Source organism: Carboxydothermus ferrireducens DSM 11255, assembly GCF_000427565.1.
GTDB classification, from domain to species: domain Bacteria; phylum Bacillota; class Z-2901; order Carboxydothermales; family Carboxydothermaceae; genus Carboxydothermus; species Carboxydothermus hydrogenoformans.
In genome coordinates, this window is sequence record NZ_ATYG01000001.1 from 98,515 (window position 1) to 113,825 (window position 15,311).

General features: G+C 42.6%; 15 protein-coding genes. 12 read left to right on the forward strand and 3 right to left on the reverse strand.

The window, feature by feature from the left end; translation table 11 throughout:
- Nucleotides 1-32: 32 nt before the first annotated feature.
- Nucleotides 33-1,028, reverse strand: coding sequence for an inorganic phosphate transporter (locus CARFE_RS0100580; protein ID WP_011343528.1), 996 nt, complete (start codon nt 1,026-1,028; stop codon nt 33-35).
- Nucleotides 1,021-1,647, reverse strand: coding sequence for a DUF47 domain-containing protein (locus CARFE_RS0100585; protein WP_011343529.1), 627 nt, complete (start codon nt 1,645-1,647; stop codon nt 1,021-1,023). Before CARFE_RS0100585 ends, CARFE_RS0100580 begins: the two co-directional genes overlap by 8 nt.
- Before the next feature lie 177 nt (nt 1,648-1,824).
- On the opposite strand from CARFE_RS0100585, the gene CARFE_RS0100590 reads away from it, so the two are divergent.
- The 8 genes from CARFE_RS0100590 (at nt 1,825) to CARFE_RS0100625 (ending at nt 10,957) form a co-directional block, all read left to right on the forward strand.
- On the forward strand, nt 1,825-2,643 hold the full coding sequence (locus CARFE_RS0100590; RefSeq protein WP_028051365.1) for an MBL fold metallo-hydrolase: 819 nt from the start codon (nt 1,825-1,827) through the stop codon (nt 2,641-2,643).
- Nucleotides 2,644-2,762: 119 nt separating this feature from the next.
- Nucleotides 2,763-5,450 (forward strand): molybdopterin oxidoreductase family protein, encoded by a 2,688-nt coding sequence (locus CARFE_RS0100595; protein WP_028051366.1) that lies wholly within the window; start codon nt 2,763-2,765, stop codon nt 5,448-5,450.
- 6 nt (nt 5,451-5,456) lie between these two features.
- A complete protein-coding gene (locus tag CARFE_RS13745; protein ID WP_051250059.1) occupies nt 5,457-6,068 on the forward strand; it encodes a 4Fe-4S dicluster domain-containing protein in 612 nt (203 codons plus the stop codon).
- Nucleotides 6,069-6,079: 11 nt separating this feature from the next.
- Nucleotides 6,080-6,703 (forward strand): hypothetical protein, encoded by a 624-nt coding sequence (locus CARFE_RS0100605; RefSeq protein ID WP_028051367.1) that lies wholly within the window; start codon nt 6,080-6,082, stop codon nt 6,701-6,703.
- Between the two features lie 19 nt (nt 6,704-6,722).
- Entirely contained in the window at nt 6,723-8,210 is a 1,488-nt protein-coding gene (locus CARFE_RS0100610; protein ID WP_028051368.1) for a NapC/NirT family cytochrome c, read from the forward strand.
- A 97-nt stretch (nt 8,211-8,307) separates the two neighbouring features.
- Nucleotides 8,308-9,882, forward strand: a complete 1,575-nt coding sequence (locus CARFE_RS0100615) for an ATP-binding protein (protein ID WP_051250061.1) — start codon at nt 8,308-8,310, stop codon at nt 9,880-9,882.
- The gene (locus CARFE_RS0100620; protein WP_028051370.1) at nt 9,875-10,555 is read left to right on the forward strand and encodes a response regulator transcription factor; all 681 of its coding nucleotides are present in this window, start codon (nt 9,875-9,877) and stop codon (nt 10,553-10,555) included. Before CARFE_RS0100615 ends, CARFE_RS0100620 begins: the two co-directional genes overlap by 8 nt.
- Nucleotides 10,556-10,570: 15 nt before the next feature.
- Nucleotides 10,571-10,957: a VOC family protein gene (locus CARFE_RS0100625; protein ID WP_028051371.1), complete on the forward strand. Its 387-nt coding sequence runs from the start codon at nt 10,571-10,573 to the stop codon at nt 10,955-10,957.
- A 100-nt stretch (nt 10,958-11,057) separates the two neighbouring features.
- Here the strand turns inward: CARFE_RS0100625 and CARFE_RS0100630 are convergent, their stop codons facing one another.
- Nucleotides 11,058-12,302, reverse strand: a complete 1,245-nt coding sequence (locus tag CARFE_RS0100630) for an ammonia-forming cytochrome c nitrite reductase subunit c552 (RefSeq protein ID WP_028051372.1) — start codon at nt 12,300-12,302, stop codon at nt 11,058-11,060.
- 158 nt (nt 12,303-12,460) lie between these two features.
- On the opposite strand from CARFE_RS0100630, the gene CARFE_RS0100635 reads away from it, so the two are divergent.
- The 4 genes from CARFE_RS0100635 (at nt 12,461) to sigK (ending at nt 15,293) form a co-directional block, all read left to right on the forward strand.
- Complete coding sequence (locus CARFE_RS0100635) at nt 12,461-12,694, forward strand: hypothetical protein (RefSeq protein WP_028051373.1); 234 nt, start codon at nt 12,461-12,463, stop codon at nt 12,692-12,694.
- A 139-nt stretch (nt 12,695-12,833) separates the two neighbouring features.
- Nucleotides 12,834-13,499 carry a SurA N-terminal domain-containing protein gene (locus CARFE_RS0100645; RefSeq protein WP_028051374.1) on the forward strand — a complete coding sequence of 222 codons (666 nt, stop codon included), beginning with the start codon at nt 12,834-12,836 and terminating at the stop codon, nt 13,497-13,499.
- A gap of 391 nt (nt 13,500-13,890) precedes the next feature.
- Complete coding sequence (locus CARFE_RS16260; RefSeq protein WP_161625125.1) at nt 13,891-14,136, forward strand: hypothetical protein; 246 nt, start codon at nt 13,891-13,893, stop codon at nt 14,134-14,136.
- 452 nt (nt 14,137-14,588) lie between these two features.
- Nucleotides 14,589-15,293, forward strand: a complete 705-nt coding sequence (gene sigK, locus CARFE_RS13750; protein WP_034541354.1) for an RNA polymerase sporulation sigma factor SigK — start codon at nt 14,589-14,591, stop codon at nt 15,291-15,293.
- Nucleotides 15,294-15,311: the final 18 nt, after the last annotated feature.

A 15,311-nucleotide genomic window follows, 5' to 3' on the forward strand; every position in this document is an offset into this window, starting at 1 on the left:
TAAAAAAGGAAGGGTTTTTCGCCCTTCCTTTTTTACTTTAATAAGGAAATTAGCTGGTACATGAGAGCAGCCATCAATCCTGCCGCTGGTATTGTTAACACCCAGGCCGTTACGATGTTTTTACCCACTTCCCAGTTAACCCCGCTAAATCTTTTGGCAGAACCTACACCTAAAATCGAAGAAGCCACCACATGGGTGGTGCTAACCGGAGCTCCCAGGAGGGAAGAACCGTAAATGGTGATGGCCGATGAAAGGTCTGCGGCAAAACCGTTCACCGGTTCAATGCGGAAGATTTTACTGCCCATAGTCTTGATGATTCGCCAGCCGCCGGAATAAGTCCCGAAACCCATTGCCAAAGCACAGGCGAGCTTTACCCAGAGGGGAATTTCAAAAGTTGTAAGATATCCTGCACTAAAAAGAGCTAAAGTTATAATTCCCATCGATTTTTGCGCATCGTTGGAACCGTGGGAAAAGGAAGCCATAGCGGCGGATAACACCTGGAGTTTTCTGAACTTCATGTTCAGGGGAAAAGGTGCCGCTTTATCAAAAATCCAGAAAAAAGAAGTCATAATAATAAATCCTATGGAAAAACCGATAATTGGTGATAAAACCAATGGCAGCAGAACTTTTTCTAATATTCCTTTAATAAGTAAAGCTTTGACACCGGTACCGGCAATGGTGGCCCCAATTAATCCCCCGATTAAAGCGTGGGAAGAACTGCTGGGCAGTCCATAATACCAGGTGATAAGGTTCCAGGTTATTGCTCCAACTAAAGCAGCAATAATAACGTACTGGTTAATGGCGCTGGGCTGAACTATTCCTTTACCGATGGTTTTGGCTACTGCGGTACCGGATACCGCACCGACAAAATTTAAAACACCGGCTAATAGAACCGCCTGCTTCGGGGAAAGGGCCCGGGTGGTGACCGAAGTTGCTACGGCATTGGCGGTATCGTGAAAACCATTGACAAAGTCAAAGGTTAGTGCCAGGATGGTTACAATGACCACTAAGGTAAGCGTACTAAGCATACTTTAAGACTACCCCTTTAATTAAATCTCCTAAATCTTCGCATAAATCTAAAAGTTCTTCGATATGTTCGTATATTTCCTTCCACTTAATCAGTTCAATGGGGTCTTTGACATTTTTAAACAAATAAGAAGTACCTTCCTGGAAAATTTCATCGCCCACACTTTCTAAACGGTTTATTTCCATACAAAGTTCAATTAATTTTTCATGATGACCGGGAACGTTGTCTAAAAGTTTAACGGCTTCGTAAACTTGATGGGCTACTTTGTTAATTACTTCTACCATTTTTAAAGCCGTTGGGGTTGGGCTAATAGCGTCATATAAAACCATCTTAAGGTAAGTGGCGTAGATAAAATCTAAAATATCATCCAAGTTAGTGGCAATTTTCATAATATCTTCCCGGTCCATAGGGGTGGAAAAGCTTTTGTCAAGTTTGTCTAAAAGAGTGCGGGTCACTTCATCCCCTTTGCTTTCAATGGCCTTTAAATTGTACAAACTTTCCTGAGCCGAGTAGGGTGAATTAACTGCTGTGACTAAAACTTCTGCTCCTTCCACCACGTATTTGGCGCTTTCGGTGAAAAGTTCGAAAAAAACCGGTTTCTTTGGCTTCAAGGAAATCATGGGCTCCCTTTTCTCCTTCCTTAATCTTTTTTTTAAAATAATGTAAAGATTCCGTTGTTATTTTACTTTCTTCCCCCGGAAATGTTAAAGCGGGTTTACAATCTATTAACATAAAATTAACTCCTCAATAAATATGTTGTATAATATAGGCAAACTGACAAAAGAGGTAATATCACGATGTTAAAAACAAAGGTATTTCAGGAAATTTTAGCAATTAAAATGGGAAGAACCATCTTTGGCAAATTATTGTATCCCGTTCATGCTTTTTATTTTGATGGGGTATTAATCGATACCGGTTGCTGGCACTGCCGCTTTGAATTTAGTTCTTTTCTCAAGGAATTAAATATTGATAAGGTTATTTTAACCCACGCCCATGAAGACCATTTTGGCAATGTTTGGGCTGCAGAAAAATGGCAAATTCCAGTGTATGTGGATGAGAAGGGTTTACCTTTTTTACGGGAACCGCGAAGATTGAAGATGGAGCTCTACCGGAAGATAACCTGGGGGGAACCGGCAAAAGCCAAAGCCCTACCTTTACCCCAATTGGTAGAAACGCAGCATTTTACCCTGGAAGTAATAAAAACCCCCGGCCACAGTCCGGACCATGTCTGTTTTTATGAACCGGAAAACGGTTACTTATTTTCCGGAGACCTGTATTTAGGGGAACGCCAGAACTTGTTAATGGATACTGAAAATTTTTGGGAAATTAGAAATTCTTTAAAAAAGGTGTTAGCTTTAAACCCTAAAATTCTTTTTTGCGGTTTAAACGGGTATGTTCCCGGGGCTTCAGAAAAATTAAGAGCAAAACTTAACTACTGGGATGATTTAGCCGATAGGGTTTTAGATTTAGCCGACAAAGGACTTAGTCTCAGGGAAATTGACCAAGTAATGTTTAAAAAGAAACATGTTATTTCCATAGTTTCCGGCGGTTCTTTTTCTTCATTAAACCTTGTCCGGTCAATAATTAGAGACCGGAAGGACGGGGAAGAAATTTAAGAAAAATTTACCTGGACCCGGTACTGGGTCCTTTTAATTTTTATTTTTTGTGTAAGAAATTTGTAAGAAATGAAAGTTATTATTATAACAAACATAGTTGAAAAAGGGGGTAGGTTAGCGTGGCTCGAAAATTTACACGGCGTAAATTTTTAAAGGGCGCTGGTGCCGGGGCAGCGCTTATGGGTTTAAAGACCGTCGGAAAAAGTCGCTGGATTGAGAATTTTAGCCAGGATATAGCTGAAGCTGCCAATCTTCCGGCGGAAAAGTGGGTAAACAGCGTCTGCCCATATTGCGGTGCCGGTTGCTCCATCCTTTACGGGGTAAGGGAAGGAAAAGTGGTAAGTGTTCGGGGTAATCCCGAGGCCTGGAACCGGGGTGGTGTTTGTATAAAAGGAGCAACCCTGGCGGATTTGTACCTTAGCAATTCTCCCGGGGTCAAAGATCGGCTGAAAAAACCGCTTTTGCGGGACCCGGAGAAAAGGGGTAGTTTGGAGAATTTCCGGGAAGTTTCCTGGGACGAAGCGTTAAATTATATGGTTAAGAAAGTAAAAGAATACACAAAGACAAAGTTTGGGGATAAGCACCCCTTTGCCATGTACGGCAGTGGTCAGGTATCTACTGAATTTATGTACCTGCAGGCAAAATTCAATGTTATAGGCATGAATATTCATAACGACAACAACGGCCGGTTATGCCAGGCAACGAAAGCCAACGCTATGGTGATTTCCTTTGGTATCGATGCCCCGCCTATGAGCTTTGACGATGTTTTTGAGGCAGATAACCTGTTTATCTTTGGTTTTAACATAGCTGACACCTTACCGGGTTGGTTTGGCAAAATAGTGGAGGCTAAAGTCCAAAAAGGTGATAACTTAAAAATCGCCGTGATAAATCCCGTGAAGATTTCCGCCACCCAGATTTTAAATTATAAAGCTGGGGATTTATATCTTCCTATTATTCCTACCACCGATGTGGCCTTTATTAACAGTATGGCCCATGTAATAATTTATGAACTGGAGGGAGTAAACCGGGATTATGCCGGTGATGTGAGCAGGTGGGCCGATGATGTAATAAGCGGCAAAGTCAAGCCTAAACATATCGACACCGAATTTATCGCCAAATACGTAAATTTCTATCGGGGTGATTATCAAGTTTTAGCCCGGCTGGGTAAAGAAGGTCCTAAAATTTTCGAGGAAATTAAGCTTCCTTCCGGACTGGAAGGGTTTAAAGAATATGCCAAATTTTTAGCCGCGTACAAACCGGAAGATGTAGCCAAAACTACTGGATTAACCCCGGAAGATATTCGCAAGGCGGCTCAAATGTTTGTCCGAAATAAAAATACCATGTCTATGTACCTGCAGGGCTTTGGCCAGCAGTCAAATGGGGTTTCCAAGCACTTGGCTCTGGTAACCCTGCACGCGGTAACCGGCCGGATTGGCAGAGCGGGAGCAGGGGTAATGCCGACGGTAGGTCAGCCCAATGGACTTGGTCAAAGAGTTGGAGGTGCGGTGGTAGGCAGACTTCCGGGCAACCGTAATCACCCGCTGGCTGCCCATCGGGCATCACTGGCCAAGGCTATGGCCCGGGGGAACCAGGAAATGGAAGCCAAAATTTTGGAACGGCTTGAAGACCCGGTAACAAAGTATTCCCGACTTTCTCTGACCTCCGTTGATATCTTTAAGAACCTCAAAAATGGAAACATTAAAGGGATCTGGACGGTTTGCACCAACCCGATGGTGGCGTTTCCCAACCTCAACATGGTTCATAAGGCTTTACGGAAAGCCGATTTAGTGGTGGTTCAAGATATCTATCCTACCGAAACTATGGCTTTTGCCGATGTGGTGCTCCCGGCAGCGGCTATTTCCGGAGAAGCGTACGGGACATATTTAAATTCGGAGCGGCGGGTCCAGATATTAGAAAAAGCGGTGGAACCACCCGGGGACGCGTTACCCGATGAGATTATTCACCTTGCTTTTGTTTACAAGTACCAGAAGGCTTTGGCCGAAGAAGGGCGTCAGGAAGACGCAGATTTTCTAAAGTTTTTATTAGAGCCTATAATTCAGGGTTACGAGCCATTATTTGAAAATGTCCAGGCTAATATCCGGGAATTAAGGGAAGCTCATCAGGAAATTCAAAAACGACTGTTTAGCGAACTTGCGTATGTTTCTAAAGGAATACCGGGCAATGATTTAAGCGGCTTATCCTATGAACGGTTAAGGACGGAAAAAGATGCTAAAGGGTATGTGGGCTTTAAGCTTCCCGTTTTGGACAGCAGTCACAAAGGCCTTGAACGGCTTTACGATGAAAACTACGAAGCAATATACCAAAAACGTTTTGCTACTCCGGACGGAAAACTTAGATGTTTCTTATTTGAGCAAGTTCATCCCGCAGAGGAATGGATTGATGCCGAATATCCGTTTATGCTCACTCTACCCCGGATTTATGAGCACTGGCATACCAGGACCCGGACGGGACGCTGCGCATTGCCCCACCGGCTGCGCCCCGAAGCCTGGCTGTCCATAAATCCCAACGATGCGAAGAAACTTGGTATAAAGGACGGGGACTGGGTAGAAGTGGAAAGCCGTCGGGGTAAGGTTACGGTGAAAGCCAAAATCGATACTGTAAAAACACCGCGGGAAGGGGTGGTTTGGATGCCCTGGGCTTATGGCTTTTTAGGGAATTTGTTTACCGACCAAAAAGAGGCGCCTCCCGGAAAATCCGCCGGAAATGTCTTAAGTACCGATGCTTACGACCCCGTTTCCAAACAGCCCGAACTAAAATTTGCCGCGGTGAAAATAAGAAAGGTGTGATGACGGATGGCACGTTACGGAATGGTTATTGACCTGCGTAAATGCCGGGGGTGCCGCGGTTGTACCGCGGTTTGTGCCGTGGAAAATAATGTTCCGGTAGATAGAACCGGTGAAGAGGCCGGTGAGCAGTTAGCCCGGTGGGCTGCCGGGGAGCTTGATTACTACAACATGCGGGTTTTAACCGCAACGGTATATGGTCAAATTCGCTCCATACCCATGCCGTGCATGCATTGCGACAACGCTCCCTGTATCGCCGTTTGTCCCGTAAAAGCAAGTTACAAAAGAAAAGACGGTATAGTAGTCATCGATAAAGATAAATGTATCGGCTGCCGGCTTTGCTTAAAGGCCTGTCCCTATCAGGCCCGGTATATACGCAAAGTACCGGTAAAGGGTGAACCCAAGGGAGTAGCTGGAAAATGCGAGTTTTGCGCCCATCTGGTAGATAAAGGGGAAAAAACCATGTGCAGTAGAAGTTGTCACTCCGGGGCGATAAAATTTGGCGACTTGGATGATCCCAATAGTGAAGTAAGCCAGCTTTTAAAGCAAAACGCTAAAAAGGTAAAGAGGCTCAAACCAGAATATAAAACGTCACCCAGAGTTTTTTACATTACCTTTTAGGGGGGAGAGCGGTGAAAAAAAAGCTCCGGCTTTTTATTCTGTTCATTTTTTTAATGGTTATGGCAACTCCCGTAATGGCCAAATCCGATGGAAGTTACGGGAATAATTGCCTTAGCTGTCACACAAGGTATGAATTTCCGGAAATTAAGCCCCAGACGGGGAGCACCATTACCGAAGCCCAGTTTGTAAATTTGCTCTTAGAAAAGGTCTTGCAGCAAAAGGTGCAGGTGTTTGACCGGGAAGCAGCAGGAAATGTTACCGATCTAAAGTATTTGGCCGATACCGGCCTCGTACCTGCTATGGAAGTAAATGTAAAAAATCCCAATAAAGGCCTTACCAGGCTTGAAGCGGCGGGGTACCTGGCTCAGGTGCTAAAACCTTCCCTATCATCCAAAGAAACAGCGGCTATTTTAAGCCGCCTGGCCGACCGGAATAAAATCCCCTCTTCCTATCAAAAAGGGGTTGCCTATTTGCTGAAATATAAGCTACTAACCCCTGAAGCAAAAGTTTATAAAGTGCGGAAAAAAGTTAACGGAAAATGGATTTATCAAAAAGAAACCAGGTATTATTTTAACCCGGGTAAAATTGTTACTAACGCCGAAGCGATTAACTGGATAAACAAAATAAAGATTTAAATTGTTTGGGGGTGCAAAGTTGAAGAAAAAATTACTGTTAACTCTGGTAATAGCAGGTATTATTTTGCTATCGGCTCTTGGAATTGGGATTCACGAGACCAGCAAGCCAACCTTTTGTAATACGTGCCATTCGATGAAACCTTACGTGACTGCCTGGAAAACATCCGCCCATTCCAAGACCGACTGTATGGCTTGCCATCGGGACCCGGGGCTTGTAGGACTTGTAAAAGTTAAACTTGGTGGTCTTAAACAAGTGGCGATAGAGCTTACCCGTAAGCCTGAACCGGCAGAAATTAAAGGGAAGGCAGAAGTACCCAACCGCCGCTGCCAGTCCTGCCATGAATTAAATAAACTTCCCGGGCCTACGGCTATAAATTTTAGTCACGAGCTGCATGCGGGTAAAAAAGGACTGGAATGTGTAACCTGTCACGGGGATCTGGTTCATGGCGAGCCCAAAACCTTAAAGATGCAGGACTGCCTCGACTGTCATAAAGCGAAAAACGGGCCGGTAAAATGTGAAAGCTGTCATCAGAGTAAAGCGACCATGAAACCTCAGAATCACGATGCCAAATGGCTTGCAGCTCACGGAACTGCGGCGAAAAAAGATTTGGCAGCGTGTACCGGTTGCCATACGGGAGATTTGGGGGTAGAAAAATACTGTAACACCTGCCATAACGGGGTACAAATGCCCCACCCGAAAGGTTGGCTCCAAAATCACAAGGTTTCCGATGTAAAAGTATGCAATACCTGCCATGAAAAGCCTGTGGAAGGGGGAAAGGCCCAAACCTGTATTAGCTGTCACCAGGTTGAAATGCCCCACCCGGCAAACTGGACCAGTACCCATGGTAAGTTTACGCTGCAGAACAAAAACGTTAACTGCTACTCCTGCCATACCAAAACCGAATGCAGCAGTTGCCACAAGATAGATATGCCCCATCCAGCGACGTGGCTTTCGACCCACGGAAAGACTGCACTGGCAAAAGGGACAAGCAGCTGTTACGGCTCCTGTCATACAAAAGCAACCTGCGACAGCTGCCATAAGGTACCTATGCCCCACAGCAGCAGCTTTAAAACCACAACCCATGGAGTTACAGCTTTAGCCAAGGGAACCAGCACCTGCTATACCTGCCATAGTAAAAATAGCTGTAACAGCTGTCATACGAGAAAATCGCCACATAATAGCACCTTTTTAACCGTTCACAGTAAGGAATATAGGGAAAATCCGGCAAAATGTAATACCTGTCATACCAATAAAACTACCTGCAATACCTGCCACCAGAAGCTTGGTCACGATAGTAGCTGGATAGTACGTCACGGGCAAGTAGCAAAAACCCAAACGTCCTGCCTGCCCTGTCACCGGCAGCCGGATTATTGCAGTACCTGCCATCCTAAAACCGGTCACGATGAACGCTGGATACAAAACCATGGTATTACGGCCAAACTTCGTCCCGAAAGCTGTACGCCCTGCCATGATTTTAAGAGTTTTTGTAAAAAATGCCATAATTAAGAAATGTTAATACTCCGGGCACTGCCCGGATTTTTTTCTACGAATATTGTAGAAAAATTGTTATAATTATCGTAGAAAGTAAAAAGGGGCAGTAAATATGATGCATGAAATTAAATTAAGCCAAAAGCTTATGCTTGGCATGGGTGTTGTTATAGGCATTTTTTCGCTTCTGGCTTTTATCTGGAACGTTGCCGAAACCCGCTATAGTTACCAGAAAGAGCTTTTAGAAAAAGCCCGGGTTATTACTTCCGGCTTGATCGCTACCCGCCGGGTAATCGCCGAAAATCAAGATAAAATAAATTATGACAGCCGGGGGCATTTTGAATTTAAACATTTAAATCCGGCGGCGGTTGGACGGCAGGTAGCAAAGTATTTCAATCAAACTACCGGCTACCGGCTAAAGCAAACCCGCCTTAAATACCGTAATCCCGAAAATGCTCCGGATCCCGTGGAAAAAGAAATGCTCAAAGAGCTGGCCGCAAACCCGCAAAAACAGGAACTTTATCGCAATATAGAAAGGGATGGGCACCGTTATTTTTACTATATGAAACCTCTATACATGGAAGAGCCGTGCCTTGATTGTCACGGCGAACCGATGGGAGTCAAGGATATTGCCGGCTATCCCAAAGAAGGGTATAAACTTGGGGATTTTGCCGGTGCCATTTCTTTGGTAGTGCCGGCGGATTATGTACAGATTGAATTCTGGCGGAAAGTGAAGGGTAACTTTACCTTATTTTTAGCTTTTTTAGGAACAATCGGGCTTTTTAGCTTTTCGGTTATCAGGCACACCATTGAAGAGCCCATAAAACAGATAGTTGCCATGACCGAAGAGGTGGCCTCCGGTAACTTTGAGACCAGGGTATTGGAAACCGATAGCCGGGAGATTAAAGAGCTCTCGGAAAATTTCCATCAGATGGCCCAAAAGTTAAAAGAACTTTATCATAATCTCGAGGAAAAAGTAAGAGAGCGAACTGCCGAACTGGAACGGGCCAATGCTTTTAAATCCGAAATTATCGCTATGGTCAGCCATGAGCTCAAAACTCCGCTTACCAGCATTTTAGCCTTTGGCGAAATTCTTTTGGCCGATAGTAAAAACCTGCTTCCGTGGCAGAAAGAGTATTTAGAAGATATCATGGAAAGCGGCCAGGAACTTTTAAAACAAATTGAAACTCTTTTAACCATGGCCAAAATTGAAGCCGGAAAAATTACCGTTACCTATTCTCCGGTAAATTTGCAACAATTTTTTGAGCAATGTTTTAAGTTTTATAAAAATAAAGCCGGAGCGCGGCGCATAAGCCTTAAGATTAAACCGAATATTACCGGTATCTTAATAACCGATGAACATAAACTGAAATTAATCCTGGGAAATATAATCGGTAACGCTATTAAGTTTACTCCACCGGGGGGGAAGATTTCTGTAGGATTGCGGAAAATCTTTGGCCGACTGTATATCTATGTAAAAGATTCAGGTCCGGGAATTGCGACCGAAGACTTACCCAATATCTTTAATAAGTTCTGGCGCAAAGATCAAAAGGTTGACGGTACCGGCCTGGGGCTTACTTTGGCAAAAGACCTGTGTGAACTTCTCGGTTACGAAATTAAAGTAAAGTCTAAACTCGGCCGGGGAAGCAGTTTTTATATTGTTATTAAGGAAGGGTTTAGCGATGTATAAAATTTTGGTGGTGGAAGATGACCAGAAAATCCAAAAAGCTCTTGCCCATCTTTTAAAGGCTGAAAATTACGATTTTGTTCAGGTGTATGATGGAGAGGCGGCAGTTGAACATTTTTACCGGGAAAATTTTGACCTTGTTATATTAGATTTAAACCTTCCGAAACAGGACGGATTTTCGGTATTAAAGGAAATTAAAAACCGGGAAGACGTTCCGGTAATTATCCTAACTGCCCGAGGGGAGGAGATGGATAAGATTACCGGATTTACCCTTGGTGTAGATGATTACTTAACCAAACCCTTTAGCCCTGCAGAATTAATGCTTAGAATAAAGGCAGTCTTGCGGCGTTACCGCAAAGGCAGGGGTGAGGAGGAAATCCTGAAATATGGTAAGGTAGCTGTTAACTTAAAAACCCGGGAGGTCTTAAAGAACGGGGAAACGGTGGAGTTGACTTCTAAAGAATATGCTTTATTGGAACTCCTTTTTAAAAACCCCAACCGGGTATTTACTAAAGAGCAGATTATGGATAGGCTTTGGCCGGATACTTTTCCCGAGGATCCCAATATCGTTTCGGTATTGGTTCGAAGACTCCGGGAAAAAATAGAAGAAGACCCCAGTTCCCCGCGGATTATTAAAACGGTCTGGGGAGTCGGTTATAAAGCAGAAAAAATATAGAAAGGAGCCGGGAAAATGGATTTAAAATTGTCTCATGTTACATTATTTGTACGGGACCAGGAAGAAGCTTTAGCCTGGTATACGGAAAAACTTGGATTTGTAAAAAGAGAAGACAACAATTTTGGCCACGGTGTGCGGTGGCTTACTATCTCTCCGGCCAATCAACCTGAAATTGAATTTGTCCTTTTTAAACCTTTTGGGGAAAAAGCTGAGGAACAGTTAAAACTGGTAGGAAAAAATGGCACCTGGGTTTTCTTAACTTCTGACTGTCGGAAAACCTGCGAGGAGTTAGCAGCCCGTGGTGTTGAAATTGTTTCGCCTCCGCAGGAGGTACCGTGGGGAGTTTCGGCTCTTTTTAAAGATTTATATGGCAATATTTACAATTTAGTTGAAAGAAAGTAACCTTTTGGGGCGGTTCGGAGATGATAACTTTTACTCTTAAAGAAAACAGCCCGCAGCGTCCAAACTGCGGGCTGTTTTTATAAGATAAAGGGCGGGTGGATTATTTCTTAGCTTCCAAAGCTTTTAATCTTGCTTGATAGGCAAGTTCAATAGACTTATTTAAAGTAGCGAAAGCTTTCGCCGGGTTATGGAAACCGGTGGAGTTTTCCGCCGCTACATAATCCCAGTACCACTGGCTTTCCCGTTGAAGTTTTTGCGCTTCGGCTAAAATTGCCGGATCATAAGTGCCTGCTGCCACCGATTTGATAACCTTTAAGGTTTCGGCATTGGCTTCTCCTGCCCGGTCGATAGCGGCTTTCACCCGATCCTGAATGTAAAATACCCTCTCCATTAAATAATTGGCATCTTTAGTGTGGCACTTTTTACAGGCGGACATATCTTTTAAAGGTGATGTCCACTGGTGGCTTGCTATAGTAAACGTAAGATTTCCATTTTTTACGGTTTTCTTGGGCATGTGGCAGTCGGCACAGGTAGCACCGGCTTTCTGGTGCGTGCTTCCCTGGAACATTTCAAATTCCGGATGCTGGGCTTTTAGTTCTTTTACAAAGGTAGAGGGATTGGTCCAGTCGCTAAAGGCTCGTTCTTCATAGTACTGGTAGATGTTTTCCGGATCAAATCCTTTATCCCAGGGGAAGGTTAACTTCTTGCCGTTTTGCGGGTCAAAGAAGTATTCCACGTGGCACTGACCACAGACATAAGTGCGCATCTGGGACTGGGACGCTTTGGTTACATCAATTCCTCGCCGCTTCATAGCTTCAATGAACGCGGGCCGTGTAACAACTAACTTGAAGGTTTTTAAATCGTGGCAATCGCTGCAGCCGATGGAGTGTTTAAATTCATCCTGATAAACCAGCATTGGTAAAGTATAGTAGGCATCGCCGTACTTTTTCATTGCGGCCGGCACATCGGAAGACTTACAGGTCATACAGGTCATCGGAGTTGCGGGAGACAGTCGCTTGGTCGATTTTACATCTTCTAAAGTATAATAGTGTCCCCGGTCTTCGTTGTAGTCTTTACTGAAGGGATAGCCTTCCCAGAGGGTTTTTAAGTACGGAGATTCTTCTAAGTGGGAATAGGGTATTGAGCCGCCGTACTTACTGGGCTCCTTTTTCATTTCGCTGTTTTTAAAGAAAGTTTTAGAAACTTCCGCAATGATTTGCGAAAGGGTAGGTTTTGGCGGGGCTTTTTTTACAGCAGCTTCGGTAGTAACCACCGGGCTTACTATTACCAAAGCTAAAATTAAAAGTAAAAGTCCGCCGGAGATAAGATAATAAAACTTCTTCATGAACATCCCTCCTTGAAAGTGTTTGTTTTCACTTTTACTCTAAGAGATATTTCTTACAAAATTCTTACAAAATTTATTTTTTCATAAAATTTTCTTGACGAATGGGGAAGTAACTGGGAAAATAAAAGTAAAAATATACCAGTAAAGGAATGGTAGGCGTGACTTATTTTAATAAAGTTATCATTAAAGATATTTACGTAAAATCCTATTATCAACATTTATTAAAAGCTGAGTATGATAAAGCAGCAAACTACCTGTTTTACTGGGATAAATATTCTGATAGACCTGCAAAGCTTCCGGCTCTTGCAGCAAAGAATCTTTATCTGAAAAAGACTGAACTACTAACGGGTCGAGGTTACCCCTACCTAAGATACCGGGACGGGAAAATGTGAGGAGGCTACTTATGCCTTTTGCTTGGATGGATTTTTTGTGGACGGTAATTAACTTTTGTATATTAATTGGAATGTTTTATATTGCGGTAAGGTTTATTAAAAAATACTGGTAGTCTTATTTTTAAGGGTGGTAAAAAAGGTGAGGAGAAAAGGAATTTTTATCCTATTAATTGTTTTAATATTCCTCTTTTTATTTTTTACTCTAACACCAACCGCAGAAATTTTAAATGATAAATTTAAACAGTTTGGCGAGTTTCTAAAAGAGATTAATCACAATAAAAAGTATGATGTAGTTGTTGCCAGAATTGGTGACCGGGATGTGACGCTAAGAGAGTTTGAACTGTTTAAAAGAAGTTATGCTTTAGACGGCAGAACTGTTACTCCGGAAGAGGTGCTGGAGGAATTAAAGAGACGAACGGTGTTGAAGGAAGAAGCCGAAAAAAGAAAAATAACTGTTTCCGATGAAGAAGTAGAAAAGGCAATCCAGGATTATAAAGAAGGGATGGAAAACTTAAAAAAGACCAATCCGGCAGAGTATAGCGAGTTTCTAAGTTACCTTGAAGGGCTAAATATGACCGAAGAACAATACTGGAAAAGTAAAGAAATTTTTGAAATTTACCGTAAGGCTCTTGTAACAGGGAAGGTTCGGAAAGCGATTTTAAAAGAGTTAAGTGAAAAATGTAACCTTACTGGAAATGAGCTTCAGAAAAAGTATCGGGATTATCTCGAAGAAGCAAAGGCAAAACTTAAAGTTAAAATTTTAAAACCGGAACTTATCGGAATAAAAAACAGTACAGATTCCTAAGAGCCGCAGCCTGTGGGGGATATTGGATTTAACTATCTATTCCGGGATGGGTGTTGCTTTTTTTACGGGTTCTGAATAATTATGGTGGAGGCATTTTTTAATGAGCATAGGAATGAATGAACTTTTTATAATTTTAGTAATTTTATTAATTATTGGTGCTGCCCTTATAGTTGTGAAAATAGTAAAAAGATAAAACAGGGTGGTGTTGATTTTGGTTATCTTAAAAAATTTTAAAAAATTATTTTTCGTATTTTTCCTGTTGCTTTTATTAATAATACAAGACAAGGCAGGTTTTTATCTAAAAAAGTTAGTCGCCTATGGAGAACTAAATGGTTATTTTTATTTAGGTTTTTTAAGCCTTTATCCGGTTTTAATTGGAGGATTTTTGTTTTTGACGTTAGAAGAATTTGCTTTAATTAATTTACCGCAAAATACTTTGAAAACTACTGTAGTGCCGCTAATTGTTTTTCTTTATATCACCTTAATGCCGCTTTTATATTACACTCCGGTTGCAAAATATTTACCTCTTGGCTCAGCCCTTTTGCAGTATCCGGTGGTAATCAATATTAGCGGTATTGCTGCTGGTTTTCTATTACTTGGATTAATCTTTAAATCCCAAAAACATTTTTCCGGCTAATTTTTTGGACTAAGAGAGTACCTATCCAGGCGAAGGTTTGATAGCCCGCAATTAGACTTAGTAATAAAACGCCCGTAAGGACATTATTAAGCGTTCTACCGTAAACGAAAGGATTACCGGATTGACGATAATAGATTTTTCAAAGACCAAGGAAATTGTGAAGAAGCTTTTGCCACAGTTTGAGTTTATCTTCCAGCAAACTATGAATTAACAATTATGAGAGATTTTAAAATCCTGCTAAGTGGCAGGATTTTTTATGTACTGCAATTGATCGAGCATGCAAAGAATGCTATTTCTGCCCACATAATATGACCGTACCTTGAGGTACGCCGCTTTCTAAAGCGGTGTCATGCGGTTATAGCGATAGGATTTTTTACTTTTTTACCCATTTTCCAGTCACCCTTTTATTCCTCCAGCATATCATATAGGGAAGAGGATGCGGGAGGGATGGTATGGGTGTTTTAGGTGCACTTATTACCCTGGTAGTGGAAGGCCTTTTATTTCTACTTGGGTATTTGGCGGGCAGTGCTTTTCCCCAGCCGTTATCGGAAGAAGAGGAGGCTTACTACATTGATAGGCTTTTACAGGGTGACCGGGAGGCCCGGGATGTGCTGGCGGAGCGGAATTTACGGCTGGTTGCCCACATTGTAAAAAAATTTGAAGGTACCGGAGAGGCAACGGAAGATTTAATTTCCATTGGTACCATTGGGCTTATTAAAGCTATCGATACCTTTCGCCCAGATAAAGGAACCAAGCTTGCTACCTATGCGGCAAAATGCGTGGAAAATGAAATTTTAATGCATCTTCGTGCCACCAAGAAAAACCGGGGTGAGATTTCCCTTTATGATCCCATCGGTTTTGACAAAGAGGGAAATGAAATTACCCTTTTAGATATTCTCGGCACCCGGGGGGATATCGTTTTAGAGCAGGTGGTGCGGATGCTCGATGCCGAGATGATCGAGAAAAATTTAAAGAAACTTACTCCCCGGGAGCGAAAGGTGATTGAAGAAAGGTTTGGACTTTCCCAAACCCCCAGGAAAACCCAGCGGGAAATTGCCAAAAAAATGGGGATTTCCCGGTCGTATGTATCAAGGATTGAAAAAAGAGCCATCTTAAAGCTTTTAAACTGTTTTCCCGAAAATAAGTTAAAATTTTAAGCCGCCTTAAATTTTAGG

Coding starts and splice junctions, on each gene's coding strand:
- CARFE_RS0100580 (WP_011343528.1), bottom strand. CDS start 1,028: ATGCTTAGTACGCTTACCTTAGTGGTCATTGTAACCATCCTGGCACTA.
- sigK (WP_034541354.1), top strand. CDS start 14,589: ATGGGTGTTTTAGGTGCACTTATTACCCTGGTAGTGGAAGGCCTTTTA.
- CARFE_RS0100590 (WP_028051365.1), top strand. CDS start 1,825: ATGTTAAAAACAAAGGTATTTCAGGAAATTTTAGCAATTAAAATGGGA.
- CARFE_RS0100615 (WP_051250061.1), top strand. CDS start 8,308: ATGATGCATGAAATTAAATTAAGCCAAAAGCTTATGCTTGGCATGGGT.
- CARFE_RS13745 (WP_051250059.1), top strand. CDS start 5,457: ATGGCACGTTACGGAATGGTTATTGACCTGCGTAAATGCCGGGGGTGC.
- CARFE_RS0100625 (WP_028051371.1), top strand. CDS start 10,571: ATGGATTTAAAATTGTCTCATGTTACATTATTTGTACGGGACCAGGAA.
- CARFE_RS0100620 (WP_028051370.1), top strand. CDS start 9,875: ATGTATAAAATTTTGGTGGTGGAAGATGACCAGAAAATCCAAAAAGCT.
- CARFE_RS0100585 (WP_011343529.1), bottom strand. CDS start 1,647: ATGATTTCCTTGAAGCCAAAGAAACCGGTTTTTTTCGAACTTTTCACC.
- CARFE_RS0100630 (WP_028051372.1), bottom strand. CDS start 12,302: ATGAAGAAGTTTTATTATCTTATCTCCGGCGGACTTTTACTTTTAATT.